Here is a 15,351-nt window from a genome sequence, read left to right on the forward strand (position 1 = left end):
GCAACGTAGCGATCATGAGCACGACGGCCCGCATTGCGCGGGCCGTCGTCGTTTTTGCAGTGTGACCGGCGTATCCGTGGCCCGGCGGCGCGTGTTCGCGCCGTCGTCGTCCGGGCGGCGCGCTGCGGCGGGCGCGCCAATGTCAGACCGCGCGCTGCAACGCGGCGCGTCGTTCCCACAGCGCGGCCGCGACGAACGCGGCGGCGCAGACGACCAGCACGCCGATCAGCGCGTTGCTGCCCAGTTGCTCCATCAACGCGCCGGCAACCAGCGGGCCGCCGAAGCTCGCGGCGCTCCACGATGCCGACACGAGCGAACTCGCGGTGACGAGCGCCGCGCCGCGGAAGCGTTCGCCGCATGCGACCAGCGACAGCGTGTAGATGCTGCCGGCCGCCGCGCCGAGCACGAACAGCAGCGGCCAGCACAGCCACGGATCGGCGATCACGAGCGGCAGCAGCGGCAGGCCGGCGAGCACGATCCAGCCGGCGCCGAGGTGCACGCGTTCGCGGCCGAGCTTGTCCGCGAGCCAGCCGATCGGGAACTGCATCGCCGTATCGCCGAACAGCATGATCGATGCGAGCAGCACGGCGGTCGCGCTCGCGACGCCGTGATCCATCGCATAGAGCGGCAGCAGCGACAGCGCGAGCGTATCGAACAGCGCGAAGAAGCCGGTGCCGATGATCAGCGCGGGCATGCGCGGCAGCACGGCGAGCCAGCTGTCGTGCGCTGCGTGATGCGCGTCGTCGCCGGCGAGCGGCGCGCGCCGGATCGTCGCGAGCGTCGGCAGTGCGAGCAGGAACAGTGCGCCACACAGCGCGAAGCGGATGCTCGTCGCGCCGGCGATCTGGCTGACGAGCACGGGGCCCGCCATCTGGAACAGCGTGAAATTCGTCGCGTAGATCGCGACCACGCGGCCGCGCGTCGAATCGTCGGCGAGCTGGTTGACCCACGCCTCGCCGATCGTGAACAGCAACATCAGCGCCGCGCCGCACAGCACGCGCAGCACGCCCCATACGATCAGGTTCGACGTGAACTGCATCAGCGCGGTGGCTGCAGCAAGCAGTACGACCGACACGACGATCGCGCGTCGCGAGCCGATGTGTCGCGCGAGCGCGGTGACGAACGGGACGATTGCGAGGCCCCCCAGGGCCTGCGCGGCTGTCAGCATGCCGACGACGTTGGTGCCGTGTCCGGCCTCGGTCAGCGCGAGCGCAGTGAGCGGCAGTGTGGCGCCGGTGCCGAGACCGACGACCGCGACGCTCAGGATCAGCGCAAGGAAATCACGGTTGAGAATGGCTTTCATCGGGCGCGATGCTACACCGCGGACCCTGAAAGGTCCATGAAGGCCATCAGGTTCGCATGGAGTTGTGCGCGCAACGATTGCAGCAGGGTTGCGTTACACGTACTCGGTCGGCACGGCGACCGGGCGGCGTTCGAGCGACGCCGACCACAGCGTGAGCGCCAGTGCCGCGACAGCCATCGCGACGCCGACCCACGGCAGGTTCACGAGCGACATGCCGGAGCCGATCGCCATGCCGCCGAGCCAGGCGCCCGTCGCATTGCCGAGGTTGAACGCGCCCTGGTTCAGCGTCGACGCGAGGTTCGGCGCGTCGCTCGCGCGATCGACGATCAGGATCTGCAGCGGCGGCACGATCGCGAACGCGAGGATGCCCCACACGAAGATCGTCGCGAGCGCCGCGAACGGCAAATGCATCGTGCCCGCGAACAGTGCGAGGACGATGCCGATCAGCGCGAGCGTCGCGATCAGCGACGGCATCCGGCGCCAGTCGGCGAGCTTGCCGCCGAGCGTGCCGCCGACCGTCAGGCCGAGGCCGAACAGCAGCAATACGTAGGTGACTTGACGCGGCGAGAAGCCCGTCACGTCCTCGAGGATCGGCGTGATGTACGTGAACACGCTGAACAGGCTCGCGGAAGCAAGCACGCTGATGCCGAGCACCATCAGCACCTGCGGGTGCTTCAGCACGCTGAATTCCCGCGTGATGCTGGTGTCGGGCATCGCGAGGTTCTTCGGCAGGCAGACCGCGAGCGCGGCGGCCGCGGCGATGCCGATGCCGGTGACGGCCCAGAACGTCGCGCGCCAGCCGAACGCCTGGCCGAGCGCGGTGCCGAGCGGCACGCCGAGCACGTTCGCGAGCGTGAGGCCGGTGAACATCAGCGCGATCGCCTGCGCGCGCCGGTTCGGCGCGACCAGGTTGCTCGCGACCACCGAACCGATCCCGAAGAACGCGCCATGGCAGAACGCGGTGACGACGCGCGCGGCCATCAGCACCGCGTAGCCGGGCGCGATCGCGCAGAACAGGTTGCCCGCGATGAACAGCCCGATCAGGCCCATCAACGCGCGCTTGCGCGGCATCTTCGCGGTGACGATCGCGAGGATCGGCGCGCCGATCGTCACGCCGAGCGCGTAGCCCGACACGAGCATGCCGGCGGCCGGGATCGACACGCCGAGGTCGCGGGCGACGTTGGGCAGCAGCCCCATGATCACGAACTCGGTGGTACCGATTCCAAATGCGGCAACGGCAAGGGCGAAGAGAGGTAACGGCATCGCGGTGGGCTACGGAAAGGCCGCGGCCCGAGGTCGGCGCGGGATGCGCGGGGCGGGCGGGGCGGAGAGGCATCAGCCGCGATTCTACTTCAGTGAAAACCCCTATGCTCGGGGCCAAAACGGATGTTGCCGGCGTGCGACGCGGTAACGGCCGGGGGCGCCTCACAGTGTGGGATTGGGCGGGTCCAGCGGCGGCGCGCGGCGAAATTCGGGTCGGAGCGACGCCGGTGGAGCGGCGCCTTACGCGCGCTGTGGGTTCGGTCAGCGTTCGGGCAGGGCGCCGGCGGGTGCCGAGTCTGAGCGGTCGTCCGGTTCGGCAACTGCGGGCGACGGCGATGGCGACGATCCGGCTGTCGCGCCGGCGTTTGCCGTGCAATCGGCGGCCTGCATCACCGGTGCGTCCCAGCCGTTTTCGAACAGGCATGCCTCGATCGGCATCCGCGCGGCCCAGCGCTCCTCCTCGAGCATCGGCTTCGCGTAGAACGCATCGACATGCCCGACGCACAGCACGGCGATCGGCTTCGCGCCGGCCGGCATGCCGAGCAGCGTGCGCAGCGCGTCGACGTCGAACAGCGACACCCAGCCCATCCCGAGCCCTTCCGCGCGCGCGGCGAGCCACATGTTCTGAATCGCGCAGGCGGCGGACGCGAGGTCCATCTCCGGCAGCGTGCGGCGGCCGAACACGTGGCGCTCGCGATCGTCGGTCAGCGCGACGACCAGCAACTCGCCGCATTCGCGCACCCCTTCGACCTTCAGCCGCATGAATTCGTCCTGCCGCTCGCCGAGTGCGTCGGCGGTCGCGCGGCGCTCGGCCTCGACCAGCGCGTGGATCGCGGTGCGCAGCGCGGGATCGGTGATGCGGATGAAGCGCCATGGCTGCATGAAGCCGACGCTCGGCGCGTGGTGCGCGGCGCGCAGCAGCCGCGCGAGCGTGGCCGGATCGACGGGCGCCGGCGTGAAGTGGCGCATGTCGCGCCGTTCGAAGATCGCGCGGTAGACCGCGGCAATGGCGGAGTCGTCGAAACGCATGAGCGGCAGAAGCAAGGGGGAAGTCGGCGCAACGATAGCAGACGCCGGACGGGCGGCGTTACATCAGTCAAAACAAAATGATGAATCGTTGACGGATCACGTGCGCCGAGCGCCGAGGATCAGCGCCCCGTCGTGACGACGTTGGTCGGCGTGCCGGCGTGCCACGCCTCGATGTTCAGCAGCGTCGTGTGCGCGATCTCGGCGAGCGCCTCGCGCGTGAAGAACGCCTGGTGCGACGTGACGATCACGTTCGGGAACGTCAGCAGGCGCGCGAGGACGTCGTCCTGCAGCGGCAGGTCGGAGTGATCCTCGAAGAACAGACCGCTCTCCTCCTCGTACACGTCGAGCCCGAGATGGCCGAGCTGGCCGCTCTTGAGCGCGTTGACCAGCGCCTGCGCGTCGACGAGGCCGCCGCGGCCGGTATTGATCAGCATCGCGCCGTGCTTCATCCGCGCGAGTGTCTGCGCGTTGATCAGATGGTGCGTCGACGGCAGCAGGGGGCAGTGCAGGCTGACGATGTCCGAATGGTGCAGCAGCTCGTCGAGTTCGACGTAGCGCGCGCCGAACGCGATCAATTCGTCGTCGTACGGCGGCATCGAGTGCGCGAGCACGTGCATCCCGAAGCCCATCATGATCTTCGCGAACACACTGCCGATCAGGCCGGTGCCAATCACGCCGACGGTCTTGCCGTGCAGGTCGAAGCCCAGCAGGCCGTTCAGCGAGAAGTCGCCTTCGCGCGTGCGTGCGACCGCGCGCGGCAGCCGGCGGTTGAGTGCAAGGATCAATGCGACCGCGTGTTCGGCAACCGCATGCGGCGAATACGCCGGCACGCGCACGACGGCGATGCCGAGCCGCTCCGCGGCCGCCAGGTCGACGTGGTTGAAACCCGCCGAGCGCAGCGCGATCAGGCGCGTGCCGCCGTCAGCGAGCCGTTGGAGCACGGCCGCGTCGACGGTGTCGTTGACGAACGGACAGACGACCTCGAAGCCGTGCGCGAGGATCGCGGTCTCCGCGTCGAGGTGCGACGGCTGGAAGTGCAGCCGATAGCCGAATTGCCGGTTGGCGGCGGTAAACGATTCGTCGTCGTACTGCCGGCTGCTGAACAGGATTACACGCACGCTGCACCTCCGATGGCTGTCGCGTGCAGTTTACTGCAGGCCCGTCTGCCGGCCGGTGGCGATGTCGGTGCGATCGGGCGTGCGCAGGAAGCCGTAGCCGGTCCGCTCGCGGGCCGCTTGTGCGCCGAAATGCTCGAGCGCGTGCTCGACGAAGCTTCGCGTGCGGGCCGGCACGTACTGGCGGTTCGGGTAGACGAGGGACAGCTGCGTGTCCGTGTCGTCGATCCGGTAGGCGGGCAGGAGCCGCACGAGCGTGCCGGTGGCGAGCGCGTCGACGATGCTCGCCTCGGGCAGCACCGCGATGCCGGACCCGGCGACGGCCGCCGCCTGCACGAGCGCCAGCTGGTTGACCGTGCAGGTCGGGCGCACCGTGATCGAATGCGTGACGCCGTCGTGGCCGACCAGCCGCCACGCGGGCGCATGCTGGTGCGGCGCGAGCGCGACCCAGTCGTGGCCCGGCAGGTCGTCGGGTGCGCGCGGCTCGCCGCGCCGTTCGAGATACGCGGGCGCCGCGCAGGCGACGAACGGGTTCGGTGCGAGTGCGTGGCCGATCAGGGTCGGGTTGCCGTCGAGCCGGTTGCCCGTCGCGATGCCGACGTCGTAGCCGGATTCGAGCACGTCGAGCGGCCCTTCGGCGACGGTAAGCTGCACGCGCAGTTCCGGGTAGCGGTGCCGGAAACTGCTGACGAGCGGGGTGAGCGCAAGCGGCGACAGCAGGCCCGACGCGACCACGCGCAGCGTGCCGGCCGGCTCGCGCACGGCGTGCGCGACGGACGCCTCGAGATGATCGAATTCCTCGAGCAGCGCACGGCAGCCGTCGAGGTAGCGCAGGCCGGCCTCGGTCAGCGACAGGTTGCGCGTGGTGCGGTGGATCAACCGCGTGTTCAGGTGAGACTCGAGCATCGCGATCGAGCGCGTGACGAGCGCATTGGATACGCCTAGATGGTGCGCCGCGCGCCGGAAGCTCTGCTGTTCGGCGACGCAGACGAACACACGCATGGTCTGAATCTGGTTCATGGCTCGCGAATTTCTGGCCCGGTTGATTGATTTTGGTTGTGATTTTTCGTTGCGCGACCTGGAAAAGCGTCGCGTGACACCAGGTTCTGGCCCATATCGAAAAATCGGATTTCGATTCTGCAGACGATTGTTCATTACAGAACCGATATCCGTCAACCTGAGAAAAAGGGCGGGTTGCGTAAAATCGAAATCGCGGGTATCGATTTAGCGGGGAAGTGGCGTGTGTGTGTGCGGGGGATAGCCGGAAGTGTATTGAGTGAAACTGCCGGCGGTTTGAATATTTGTCATGTAAATCAATGTATTGTGCGTGATCGTGTGTGGCGGGGTGCGGTATTGGGTGAAATCGCTCACCAATTGATGCCGCGATAATGGATGTTTTTTGCCCGGGTCTGGTTTTCGTGGGCCGATTCCACTCTGCACGATTTTCATCGTGATGGCCGGTATTCCGGTTGATGCATGTATCGTGCAGAACGCGGGCATCCGGAGCGCGTCGCAATACTGCGCGAGAAAATCGCGGACATCGAACCGCGGATGGAACCGTTTCGCATGCGCACGGCAATGCTGCGGGATTGCGCAACCCGGTCGTGCGACGCAGGCCCGGCTGGCTGGCCCGGTCCGTCGACCGGGCCAGCGTCACGCTGTCCGGCCGCGCGTGCCTCTTGCGCGCGAGCGCGGAACGCGGAATGATCGACCAGTTGGCCGTGCCGTGCGGCGAACGACGTCCGAGCGTTTTCTTCCTACCTCCCTTGCCTGCCATGTCCATCGATTACTCGCCGATTCCCTGTCCCGTCGTCGTGCCGCTCGACGCGATCCTGCCCGAAGAACCGCTGCTGATGATGGGGGCCGGCCCGGTCCCGATCCCGGCCGCCGTCGCGAAGGCGAACACGATCGTGATCAACCACCTCGGCGCGACGATGGCGAAGATCATCGAGCAGGTGAAGGAGATGGCGCGCTACGTGTTCCAGACCCGCACGAAGTGGGTGCTCGGCGTTGCCGGCCCCGGCTCGGCCGCGATGGAGATGGCGATTTCGAACCTCGCGTGGCGCGGTACGCGCGTGCTGTCGATCCGCAACGGGTTCTTCAGCGCGCGGATGGCCGAGATGGCCACGCGCGTCGGCGCCGACGTCGCCACGCTCGAGGTGGCCGACCGCTCGGTCGCGAGCCTCGACGAAATCGCGGACGCGATCGCGCGGGAGCGGCCCGAGATCGTCACGATCGTGCAGGGCGAGACGTCGAACACCGTGTGGAACCGCGATCTGCGCGACATCGCGGCGCTCGCGAAGGCGGCCGGTGCGCTGGTCGTGGTCGACGCGGTGTGCACGCTGTCGACGATGCCGCTCGAGATGGACGCGTGGGGCATCGACGCGGTGATCACGGGGGGCCAGAAGGGGCTGTCGTCGATCCCCGGTGTGTCGCTGATCGCATTCTCCGACGCCGCGTGGGAGCGCATGAAGCATCGTCCGGAACCGAACGCGCACTGGTGCCTCGACATGGCGCTCGCGGAGAACTTCTGGCACAACGCGGGCTATCACTACACGGCGCCGGTGTCGGGCGTGCTCGCGCTGCACGAGGCGCTGCGGCTCGTCTGCGCGGAGACGCTCGAAAGTCGCTTCGCGCGCCACCTGCGCTGCTCGCTCGCGCTGCAGGCGGGCGTCGAGGCGATGGGGCTCGCGCTCTATGCGCCGAAGGACTGCCGGCTCAACTCGGTGGTCGGGATCGAGACGCCCGAAGGGCTCACGCCCGGGATGGTGTGCGGCCATATCTCGAAGCAGTACCAGGTCGAGATTTCGGGCTCGTTCGGGCTGCCGATCGTGCGGATCGGGCAGATGGGCGAACAGTGCCGCGAACACAACCTGTTCCGCACGCTGCACGCGTTCGGCCGCACGATGGTCGACCTGAAGGTGCCGGTCGACCTGCCGGCCGGCGTGGCTGCGCTCGAGCAGGAACTGTCGCGGCGCGGTACGTGAGCGGAGAGACGCGAGGCGGGTGCGCGGCACGAAACCGCCTCGTCGACAGCCGGGGTGCGGCGTTCAGCCGCCCTGCATCGCGCGCCGGTACGCGTTCGGCGTCGTGCCGTGCGCGTCGCGAAAGCGGTGGCTGAAGTGGCCGGCGTTCGCGTAGCCGCATTCGGCCGCGACCTGCGCGAGCGGTAGCGCCGTCGTGCGCAGCAGCAGGCGCGCCCGCGCGAGCCGCTGCTCGGCCACCCACGCGTGCGGCGCGCGGCCGAACGACAGCCTGAACATCCGCGAGAAATGGTATTCGGACAGCGCGGCGACGTTCGCCAGCTCGCCGAGCGTCAGCGGCTGCGACAGGTAGCTGTCGATATAGTCGCGCACGCGGCGGCGCACGGCCGGCGCGAGTCCGCCGCGGAACGGCACATCGGTGCGCGTCGTGCTCTGGCCGCGCAGCAGCAGGCTCAGCACGTCGTGCGCGGCTTCGTTGACGCGCAGCCGTCCGTCGGCATCGTCCCAGCGTTCGAGCGCAAGCGAACGGAACTGTGCCGCGACGCGTGCATCCTCGAAATAGGTGCGGTCGGCGAGCTTCAGCTCGCGCGGCTCGCGATCGAGCTCGCGGATCGCGCGCTGCGTGAAGTGCTCGGGCAGGAAGTAAAGGTGGATGAAGTGCATCTCGCCGCGCACCCACCAGCGCGACTCATGGTCGCCCGGCAGCGCGCACAGCAGGCTCGGCGCGCCGTAGCGCGGCACGCGTTCGCGCTCCGTCCGGTAGCCGCCGTCCAGATAGCACGACAGCGTGTGGTGGCCGGGCTGTTCGTAGATCGTTTCGCTTTCGTCGGTGATGCGCGTCCATTCGGCGATCGCGAGATGGTCGCCGAGCCACGTGAAGCGCTCGAGCGTCGCGTTCGCCTCGGCGAGCGTGCGGCACACCGACTGCAGGCCGAACGGCATCGCACCGCCGGCAAGGGCAGCCGCGTGGTCGATGGGCGGGGCGTACAGGGGCGAACTCATGATGGGGCGAGTATAAGCGCGCGCGAAGCGCGCCGTGCGGCCACCCGAAAAAGACCGCAATTCCGGACAATCCGCGCGGGCAGGGTGGCGGCACAGTCGGAGTCCGCTTCACTCGTTCCGCTTCGTTGCCGCCATGAACCTGTCGCTCTATTTCGTTACCGTGCTGATCTGGGGCACCACCTGGATCGCGATCAAATGGCAGCTCGGCGCCGTGCCGCCGCCCGTGTCGATCGCGTGGCGCTTCTGGCTCGCGGCCGCCGTGCTGTTCGCGCTGCTGCGCGTGATGCGCCGGCCGGTGCGCCCGCCGCGCGAGGCGTGGCGCTACCTCGTCGCGCAGGGCTTCGCGCTGTTCTGCCTGAATTTCCTGTGCTTCTACTATTCGGAGCAGGTCGTGCCAAGCGGCCTCGTCGCCGTGATCTTCTCGACCGCTCCGCTGCTGAACTCGATCAACGGCCGGCTGTTCATGGGCCGCCCGCTGCGGCCGTCCGCGATCGCCGGCGCGCTGCTCGGGCTGACCGGCATCGCATGCCTGTTCTGGCAGCAGATGGCCGGCCATCTCGACGATCACGCGACCTGGACGGGCCTCGCGATCGCGTTCGCGGGCACGATGTGCTTCTCGGCCGGCAACCTGCTGTCGAGCCGGATGCAGTCGATGGGCCTGCACCCGCTCGTGACCAACGGCTGGGCGATGCTGATCGGCGCGGCGATCCTGACGGTCGGCAGCGCGATGGCCGGGCTGCCGTTCATGATCGACCCGAGCCCGCGCTATCTCGGCGCGCTCCTCTATCTGGCCGTGCCGGGCTCGGTGATCGGGTTCACTGCTTACCTGACCCTCGTCGGCCGGATCGGGCCCGAGCGCGCCGCATACTGCACGGTGCTGTTCCCGATCGTCGCGCTTGCCGTGTCGACGGTCTTCGAGGGCTACCAGTGGTCGCCGCTCGCGGTGGTCGGGCTGTTGCTCGTGGTGGCCGGCAATCTCGTCGCGTTCGACCTGACGCGACGGTTGTTCCTGCGAACGGCCTGACCGGGGCGGCCCGTCGCGATGGCCGCCGGAAACAAAAAAACGCCCGCGCGATGCGGGCGTTTTCCTTTGGGCGCCAGGGCAGCCGCCGCCTGGTCGTCCGGCGAGCGGCTCGCTCAAGCCGCCGCGCCGCTCCCCGCGACCCGCGCCTGCCGCTGATACAGCACCATCGACAGCGCGACGCCTGCCGCCGCGGCCACCGCCGCGAACAGGAACACCTGCGGATAGCCGAACTCACCGGCCACATAGCCCGCGAGCGGGCCCGTGATGCCGAGCGAGAGGTCGAGGAACACCGAATACGCGGACAGCGCCGCGCCGCGGCTTGCCGGCGGCACGAGCCCGACGGCCTCGACGCCGAGCGCCGGGAAGATCAGGGCGAAGCCGAAGCCGGTCAGCGCGGCGCCGACGAGCGCGACGTGCGGCACCGGCGCGAGCCACAGCAGCACGAGGCCCGAGCATTCGAACGCGAACGACACGATCGCGACGCGGAAGCCGCCGTAAGTCTTGATCGTGTTCGCGAACAGCAGGCGCGCGCCGATGAACAGCGTGCCGAACACGGTCAGCGACAGCGCGGCGTTCGGCCAGTGGCGCGCCGCGTAGTACAGCGTGACGAAGGTCGCGATCGAGCCGAAGCCGGCGGAGCCGAGCGCGAGACCGAGGCCGTGCGGCAGCACGCGCGTGAACACGCTCGCATACGACATCCGTTCGCCGTGCACGAGCGGCACGGAATCGATCAGGCGTGCAAGGTAGAAGCCGGTCGCGGCGAGCGCGATCACGATCACGCCGATCAGCGCCGGATTCAACGTATGCGCGATCGCGACGCCGACGGGCGCGCCGAGCGCGAGTGCGCCGTAGGTCGCGATGCCGTTCCACGAAATCACTTTCGCGTTGTGCGCGACGCCGACCCGGCCGATGCCCCAGAGGATCGCGCCGGTGCCGCACAGGCTCTCGCCGACGCCGAGCACGAGCCGGCTCGCGACCAGCAGCACGAGGCTCGCGACCGGCCAGTGGGCCAGCAGCAGCGCGACGAGCAGCAGAACGCCCGACACGCCGCAGCCGATCAGCCCGCGCAGCACCGTCTGCTTCGGCCCGAGTGTGTCGGCGAAGCGCCCGGCGAGCGGGCGCGACGCGAGGGTCGCGAAATACTGGACGCTGATTGCGCCGCCCGCGACGATGGCGGAAAAGCCGAGGTCGTCGTGGACGAAGCCCGGCAGCACCGCGAGCGGCAGGCCGATGGTCAGGTAGCAGATGAACGTGAAGCAGACGACGGACACGATTTGCAGCGTGACCGCGAACCCGCTGCGCGGCGGTGTGGCGGAATCGGTTGACATGGGGTCGGAACGAATGGGCGAAACGGGCGGAAGACGGCGAAAAAGGGAATCGGGATTTTCCCATGGAACCGGTTTTCATGCAGGTACCATTTAGTTAATCGCGACCCGTTTCCGTTGCCGAAGAATCGCTGACGGAACGGTGCCGGCAGGCCTGGAACCCAGATGGGGCAAGGTGCTCGACGCCCGCCGTGCGGCCTCGGCGCCCATATCGCGGCAGTTATATGGGCCCCATGCGTGATGGGCTATGGGTTGCGGAATTTGATGGTGATAGCGTGCAAACTGTCAGAGAAACGTCGGTCGAGCGCCCCGCGCAGGCCGCCTTGCCCCCACTTGAAGAACGATAGAGACATGAGTGAGCCGATCCGCTTCTACCATCGTCACGCGGTCCGCGAAGTCAGCGGCGCGGACGTCACCCGCACCGTGCTGCAATACCTGCGCGAGGACGCGCACTGCACCGGCACCAAGGAAGGCTGCGCGGAAGGCGACTGCGGCGCGTGCACGGTCGTGGTCGGCGAGCTGACCGACGCGGGCACCGTCGCGTTCAAGGCCGTCAACGCCTGCATCCAGTTCCTGCCGACGCTCGACGGCAAGGCGCTGCTCACGGTGGAAGACCTGCGCCAGCCGGACGGTTCGCTGCACCCGGTGCAGCAGGCGATGGTCGATTGCCACGGGTCGCAATGCGGGTTCTGCACACCCGGTTTCGTGATGTCGATGTGGGCGCTGTACGAGAAGCATGGCCACGAAGGCTGCGGCAGTGCGTGTGCAAAGGCGAAGGACGTGCCGACGCGCACCGAGATCGCCGATGCGCTGACCGGCAACCTGTGCCGCTGCACCGGCTACCGCCCGATCGTCGACGCGGCCGTGCAGATGTTCGACGCAACCGGCGAAGGTGCGCCGGCGTCTACCGCGCCGGTCGACACGGCCACGCTCGCCCGTACGCTCGCAACGCTCAAGCGCGACGACACGTTCGACTACACGACGGCCGACGGCGCGCGCTTCGCGGCGCCGCGCACGCTCGACGCGCTGGCCGCGCTGAAAGCCGAGCGTCCCGCTGCGCGGATCCTCGCCGGCAGCACCGACATCGGCCTGTGGGTCACCAAGCAGATGCGCCGGCTGGACGACCTGATCTACGTCGGCCAGATCGCCGAACTGCAGAACGTCGTGCGCGGCGACGACTGGATCGAGATCGGCGCGGGCGTGACGGTCGAGAACGGGTATGCGGCGCTCGCCGACACGTATCCGGAACTGACGGAAATGTGGAAGCGCTTCGCGTCGCTGCCGATCCGCAACGCGGGGACGATCGGCGGCAACGTCGCGAACGGTTCGCCGATCGGCGACTCGATGCCGGGCCTGATCGCGCTCGGCGCGCGGGTCGTGCTGCGCGGCGGCGACACGGTGCGCGAGCTGCCGCTCGAGGCGCTCTACACCGGCTATCAGCAAAAGGACATGGCGCCGCACGAATTCGTCGTCGGCCTGAAGGTGCCGACCCGCACCGGCGCGCGTGCGAAGCTGCAGTTCCGGACGTACAAGCTGTCGAAGCGCTTCGACTCCGACATTTCGGCGGTGTGCGCGGCGTTCGCGTTCATCGCGGACGGCGAACTGATCCGCGAGCCGCGCATCGCGTTCGGCGGGATGGCCGCGACGCCGAAGCGCGCGACGCACACGGAAAGCCTGCTCGACGGCGCGCAATGGCACGAAGCCACCGCGCAGGCCGCGATGCAGGCGCTCGAGCGCGACTACCAGCCGCTCACCGACATGCGTGCGACGAGCGCGTATCGCCTCGATACCGCGAAGAACCTGATGTATCGATTCTGGCTGGAGACGCGTCCGCACGACCCGCTGCCGCCGCAAGCCCTGAATGTGCGTGAAGTGGCCGCCGAAGCCGGCGCCGACGTTGCCGATGTCGCGGCGCGCGTCTGAAGACGGAGAACACCGAAGATGAACCAGCAAGCAGAACCGTTCCTGAACACCCTCGACCCGCAGGCCGACGCCGCGCAGGTGCACGTCTCGCGCGCGCACGAATCGGCCCACCTGCACGTGAGCGGGCGCGCGACCTACACCGACGACATCCCGCTCGTCGCGGGCACGCTGCACGCGGCGCTCGGGTTGTCCGCGAAGCCGCACGCGAAGATCGTGTCGATGAACTTCGACGCGGTGCGCGCGACGCCCGGCGTGGTCGCCGTGTTCACGGCCGACGACATCCCCGGCGTCAACGATTGCGGCCCGATCATCCACGACGACCCGGTGCTCGCCAAGGGCATCGTGCAGTTCGTCGGCCAGCCGATGTTCATCGTCGTCGCGACGTCGCACGAAATCGCGCGGCTCGCCGCGCGCCGCGCGCAGGTCGACTACGAGGAGCTGCCCGCGATCCTGACCGCGCAGGATGCGCGCAAGGCCGAAACCTACGTGATCCCGCCGCTGAAGCTCGCGCGCGGCGACGCGGCCGCGCGGCTCGCCGCCGCGCCGCATCGCGAGTCGGGCGAGATGCTGCTCGGCGGCCAGGAGCAGTTCTACCTGGAAGGTCAGATCGCCTACGCGGTGCCGAAGGACGACGACGGGATGCATGTGTATTGCTCGACGCAGCACCCGAGCGAGATGCAGCATCTCGTCGCGCACGTGCTCGGCGTCGCGTCGCACAACGTGCTGGTCGAATGCCGCCGGATGGGCGGCGGGTTCGGCGGCAAGGAATCGCAGTCGGGCCTGTTCGCGTGCTGCGCGGCGCTCGCCGCCTGGAAGCTGCTGTGCCCGGTGAAGCTGCGTCCGGACCGCGACGACGACATGATGATCACCGGCAAGCGGCACGATTTCCATTACCGCTTCGACGTCGGCTACGACGACGACGGCCGCCTCGATGGCGTCGCCCTGGACATGACGTCGCGCTGCGGCTTCTCGGCGGACCTGTCGGGCCCGGTGATGACGCGCGCGGTGTGCCACTTCGACAACGCGTACTGGCTCGGCGACGTCGACATCGCCGGCTACTGCGGCAAGACCAACACGCAGTCGAACACCGCGTTCCGCGGCTTCGGCGGCCCGCAGGGCGCGTTCGCGATCGAATACATCCTCGACGACGTCGCGCGCTCGCTCGGCCGCGATCCGCTCGACGTGCGCTACGCGAACCTGTACGGCAAGACCGAACGCAACGTGACGCCTTACGGGCAGACGGTCGAGGACAACGTGCTGCATGAACTGCTCGGCGAACTCGAAACGACGAGCGACTACCGCGCACGGCGCGCGGGCGTGCGCGAATTCAACGCACGCAACGCGGTGCTGAAGAAGGGCATCGCGCTCACGCCGGTGAAGTTCGGCATCGCGTTCAACGTCACGCACTTCAACCAGGCCGGCGCGCTGGTGCACATCTACACCGACGGCTCGGTGCTCGTGAACCACGGCGGCACGGAGATGGGGCAGGGGCTCAACACGAAGGTCGCGCAAGTGGTCGCGCACGAGCTCGGCATCCGCTTCGGCCGGATCCGCGTGACGGCGACCGACACGAGCAAGGTCGCGAACACGTCCGCGACGGCCGCGTCGACGGGCTCCGACCTGAACGGCAAGGCCGCGCAGGATGCGGCGCGCCAGCTACGCGAGCGCCTCGCGGCGTTCGCGGCGAAGCAGTTCGGCGACGGCAAGATCGATGCGGCCGACGTGAAGTTCGGCAACGATGTCGTGTGGGTCGGCGGCCACGGCGTGCCGTTCGGCGAAGTGATCGCGAAGGCCTACCTTGCACGTGTGCAGTTGTGGTCCGACGGTTTCTACGCGACGCCGAAGCTGCACTGGGATCAGTCGAAGCTGCAGGGCCGGCCGTTCTACTACTACTCGTACGGCGCGGCCGTGTCGGAAGTCGTGATCGACACGCTGACGGGCGAGATGCGCACGCTGCGCGTCGACGCGTTGCACGACGTGGGCGCTTCGCTGAACCCGGCACTCGACATCGGCCAGGTCGAAGGCGCATTCATCCAGGGGATGGGCTGGCTCACGACCGAGGAGCTGTGGTGGAACGCGGGTGGCAAGCTGATGACGCACGCGCCGTCCACGTACAAGATTCCGACCGTCAACGACACGCCGCCCGAGTTCAACGTGCGGCTGTTCCAGAACCGCAACGTCGAGGACAGCATCCACCGGTCGAAGGCCGTCGGCGAGCCGCCGCTGCTGCTGCCGTTCTCGGTGTTCTTCGCGGTGCGCGACGCGATTGCCGCGGTCGGCGACTACCGGGTGAATCCGCCGCTCGACGCGCCGGCCACCGGCGAGTCGATCCTGCGTGCGGTGAATGCGGTGCGCGCGGCGGGCGCCGCGCGGGCAGGCTGAT

Annotated in this window: 11 protein-coding genes; 4 read left to right on the forward strand and 7 right to left on the reverse strand. The window is 68.6% G+C overall.

Going from position 1 to position 15,351, the window contains the following annotated elements; all coding sequences use genetic code 11:
• Positions 1-142: 142 nt before the first annotated feature.
• The 5 genes from DIE11_RS33105 to DIE11_RS33125 form a co-directional block, all read right to left on the reverse strand.
• Entirely contained in the window at positions 143-1,303 is a 1,161-nt protein-coding gene (locus DIE11_RS33105) for an MFS transporter (RefSeq protein ID WP_124629552.1), read from the reverse strand.
• A gap of 93 nt (positions 1,304-1,396) precedes the next feature.
• The gene (locus DIE11_RS33110) at positions 1,397-2,566 is read right to left on the reverse strand and encodes an MFS transporter (protein WP_124629553.1); all 1,170 of its coding nucleotides are present in this window, start codon (positions 2,564-2,566) and stop codon (positions 1,397-1,399) included.
• Between the two features lie 261 nt (positions 2,567-2,827).
• Complete coding sequence (gene bluB / locus DIE11_RS33115; protein WP_059604489.1) at positions 2,828-3,595, reverse strand: 5,6-dimethylbenzimidazole synthase; 768 nt, start codon at positions 3,593-3,595, stop codon at positions 2,828-2,830.
• A 119-nt stretch (positions 3,596-3,714) separates the two neighbouring features.
• A complete protein-coding gene (locus tag DIE11_RS33120; RefSeq protein WP_124629554.1) occupies positions 3,715-4,713 on the reverse strand; it encodes a 2-hydroxyacid dehydrogenase in 999 nt (332 codons plus the stop codon).
• Positions 4,714-4,743: 30 nt separating this feature from the next.
• On the reverse strand, positions 4,744-5,730 hold the full coding sequence (locus DIE11_RS33125) for a LysR family transcriptional regulator (protein ID WP_124629555.1): 987 nt from the start codon (positions 5,728-5,730) through the stop codon (positions 4,744-4,746).
• Positions 5,731-6,485: 755 nt separating this feature from the next.
• On the opposite strand from DIE11_RS33125, the gene DIE11_RS33130 reads away from it, so the two are divergent.
• On the forward strand, positions 6,486-7,697 hold the full coding sequence (locus tag DIE11_RS33130; protein ID WP_059604498.1) for an alanine--glyoxylate aminotransferase family protein: 1,212 nt from the start codon (positions 6,486-6,488) through the stop codon (positions 7,695-7,697).
• A gap of 63 nt (positions 7,698-7,760) precedes the next feature.
• Here DIE11_RS33130 and DIE11_RS33135 read toward each other — a convergent pair whose 3' ends face one another.
• Positions 7,761-8,696 (reverse strand): AraC family transcriptional regulator, encoded by a 936-nt coding sequence (locus DIE11_RS33135; protein WP_059604501.1) that lies wholly within the window; start codon positions 8,694-8,696, stop codon positions 7,761-7,763.
• Between the two features lie 133 nt (positions 8,697-8,829).
• Here DIE11_RS33135 and DIE11_RS33140 point away from each other — a divergent pair, with 133 nt between their 5' ends.
• Positions 8,830-9,720, forward strand: a complete 891-nt coding sequence (locus DIE11_RS33140; protein WP_108064726.1) for a DMT family transporter — start codon at positions 8,830-8,832, stop codon at positions 9,718-9,720.
• 113 nt (positions 9,721-9,833) lie between these two features.
• Here DIE11_RS33140 and DIE11_RS33145 read toward each other — a convergent pair whose 3' ends face one another.
• Entirely contained in the window at positions 9,834-11,048 is a 1,215-nt protein-coding gene (locus tag DIE11_RS33145) for an MFS transporter (protein WP_124629556.1), read from the reverse strand.
• 348 nt (positions 11,049-11,396) lie between these two features.
• On the opposite strand from DIE11_RS33145, the gene xdhA reads away from it, so the two are divergent.
• The gene (gene xdhA, locus DIE11_RS33150) at positions 11,397-12,968 is read left to right on the forward strand and encodes a xanthine dehydrogenase small subunit (RefSeq protein WP_124629557.1); all 1,572 of its coding nucleotides are present in this window, start codon (positions 11,397-11,399) and stop codon (positions 12,966-12,968) included.
• Positions 12,969-12,986: 18 nt separating this feature from the next.
• Positions 12,987-15,350, forward strand: coding sequence for a xanthine dehydrogenase molybdopterin binding subunit (gene xdhB, locus DIE11_RS33155; protein ID WP_124629558.1), 2,364 nt, complete (start codon positions 12,987-12,989; stop codon positions 15,348-15,350).
• The last annotated feature ends 1 nt before the right edge of the window (position 15,351 follow it).

The organism is Burkholderia sp. Bp9012 (genome assembly GCF_003853825.1).
Classification (GTDB): domain Bacteria; phylum Pseudomonadota; class Gammaproteobacteria; order Burkholderiales; family Burkholderiaceae; genus Burkholderia; species Burkholderia diffusa.

Coding starts and splice junctions, on each gene's coding strand:
- bluB (WP_059604489.1), bottom strand. CDS start 3,595: ATGCGTTTCGACGACTCCGCCATTGCCGCGGTCTACCGCGCGATCTTC.
- DIE11_RS33140 (WP_108064726.1), top strand. CDS start 8,830: ATGAACCTGTCGCTCTATTTCGTTACCGTGCTGATCTGGGGCACCACC.
- DIE11_RS33110 (WP_124629553.1), bottom strand. CDS start 2,566: ATGCCGTTACCTCTCTTCGCCCTTGCCGTTGCCGCATTTGGAATCGGT.
- DIE11_RS33135 (WP_059604501.1), bottom strand. CDS start 8,696: ATGAGTTCGCCCCTGTACGCCCCGCCCATCGACCACGCGGCTGCCCTT.
- DIE11_RS33145 (WP_124629556.1), bottom strand. CDS start 11,048: ATGTCAACCGATTCCGCCACACCGCCGCGCAGCGGGTTCGCGGTCACG.
- DIE11_RS33130 (WP_059604498.1), top strand. CDS start 6,486: ATGTCCATCGATTACTCGCCGATTCCCTGTCCCGTCGTCGTGCCGCTC.
- xdhA (WP_124629557.1), top strand. CDS start 11,397: ATGAGTGAGCCGATCCGCTTCTACCATCGTCACGCGGTCCGCGAAGTC.
- DIE11_RS33125 (WP_124629555.1), bottom strand. CDS start 5,730: ATGAACCAGATTCAGACCATGCGTGTGTTCGTCTGCGTCGCCGAACAG.
- DIE11_RS33105 (WP_124629552.1), bottom strand. CDS start 1,303: ATGAAAGCCATTCTCAACCGTGATTTCCTTGCGCTGATCCTGAGCGTC.
- xdhB (WP_124629558.1), top strand. CDS start 12,987: ATGAACCAGCAAGCAGAACCGTTCCTGAACACCCTCGACCCGCAGGCC.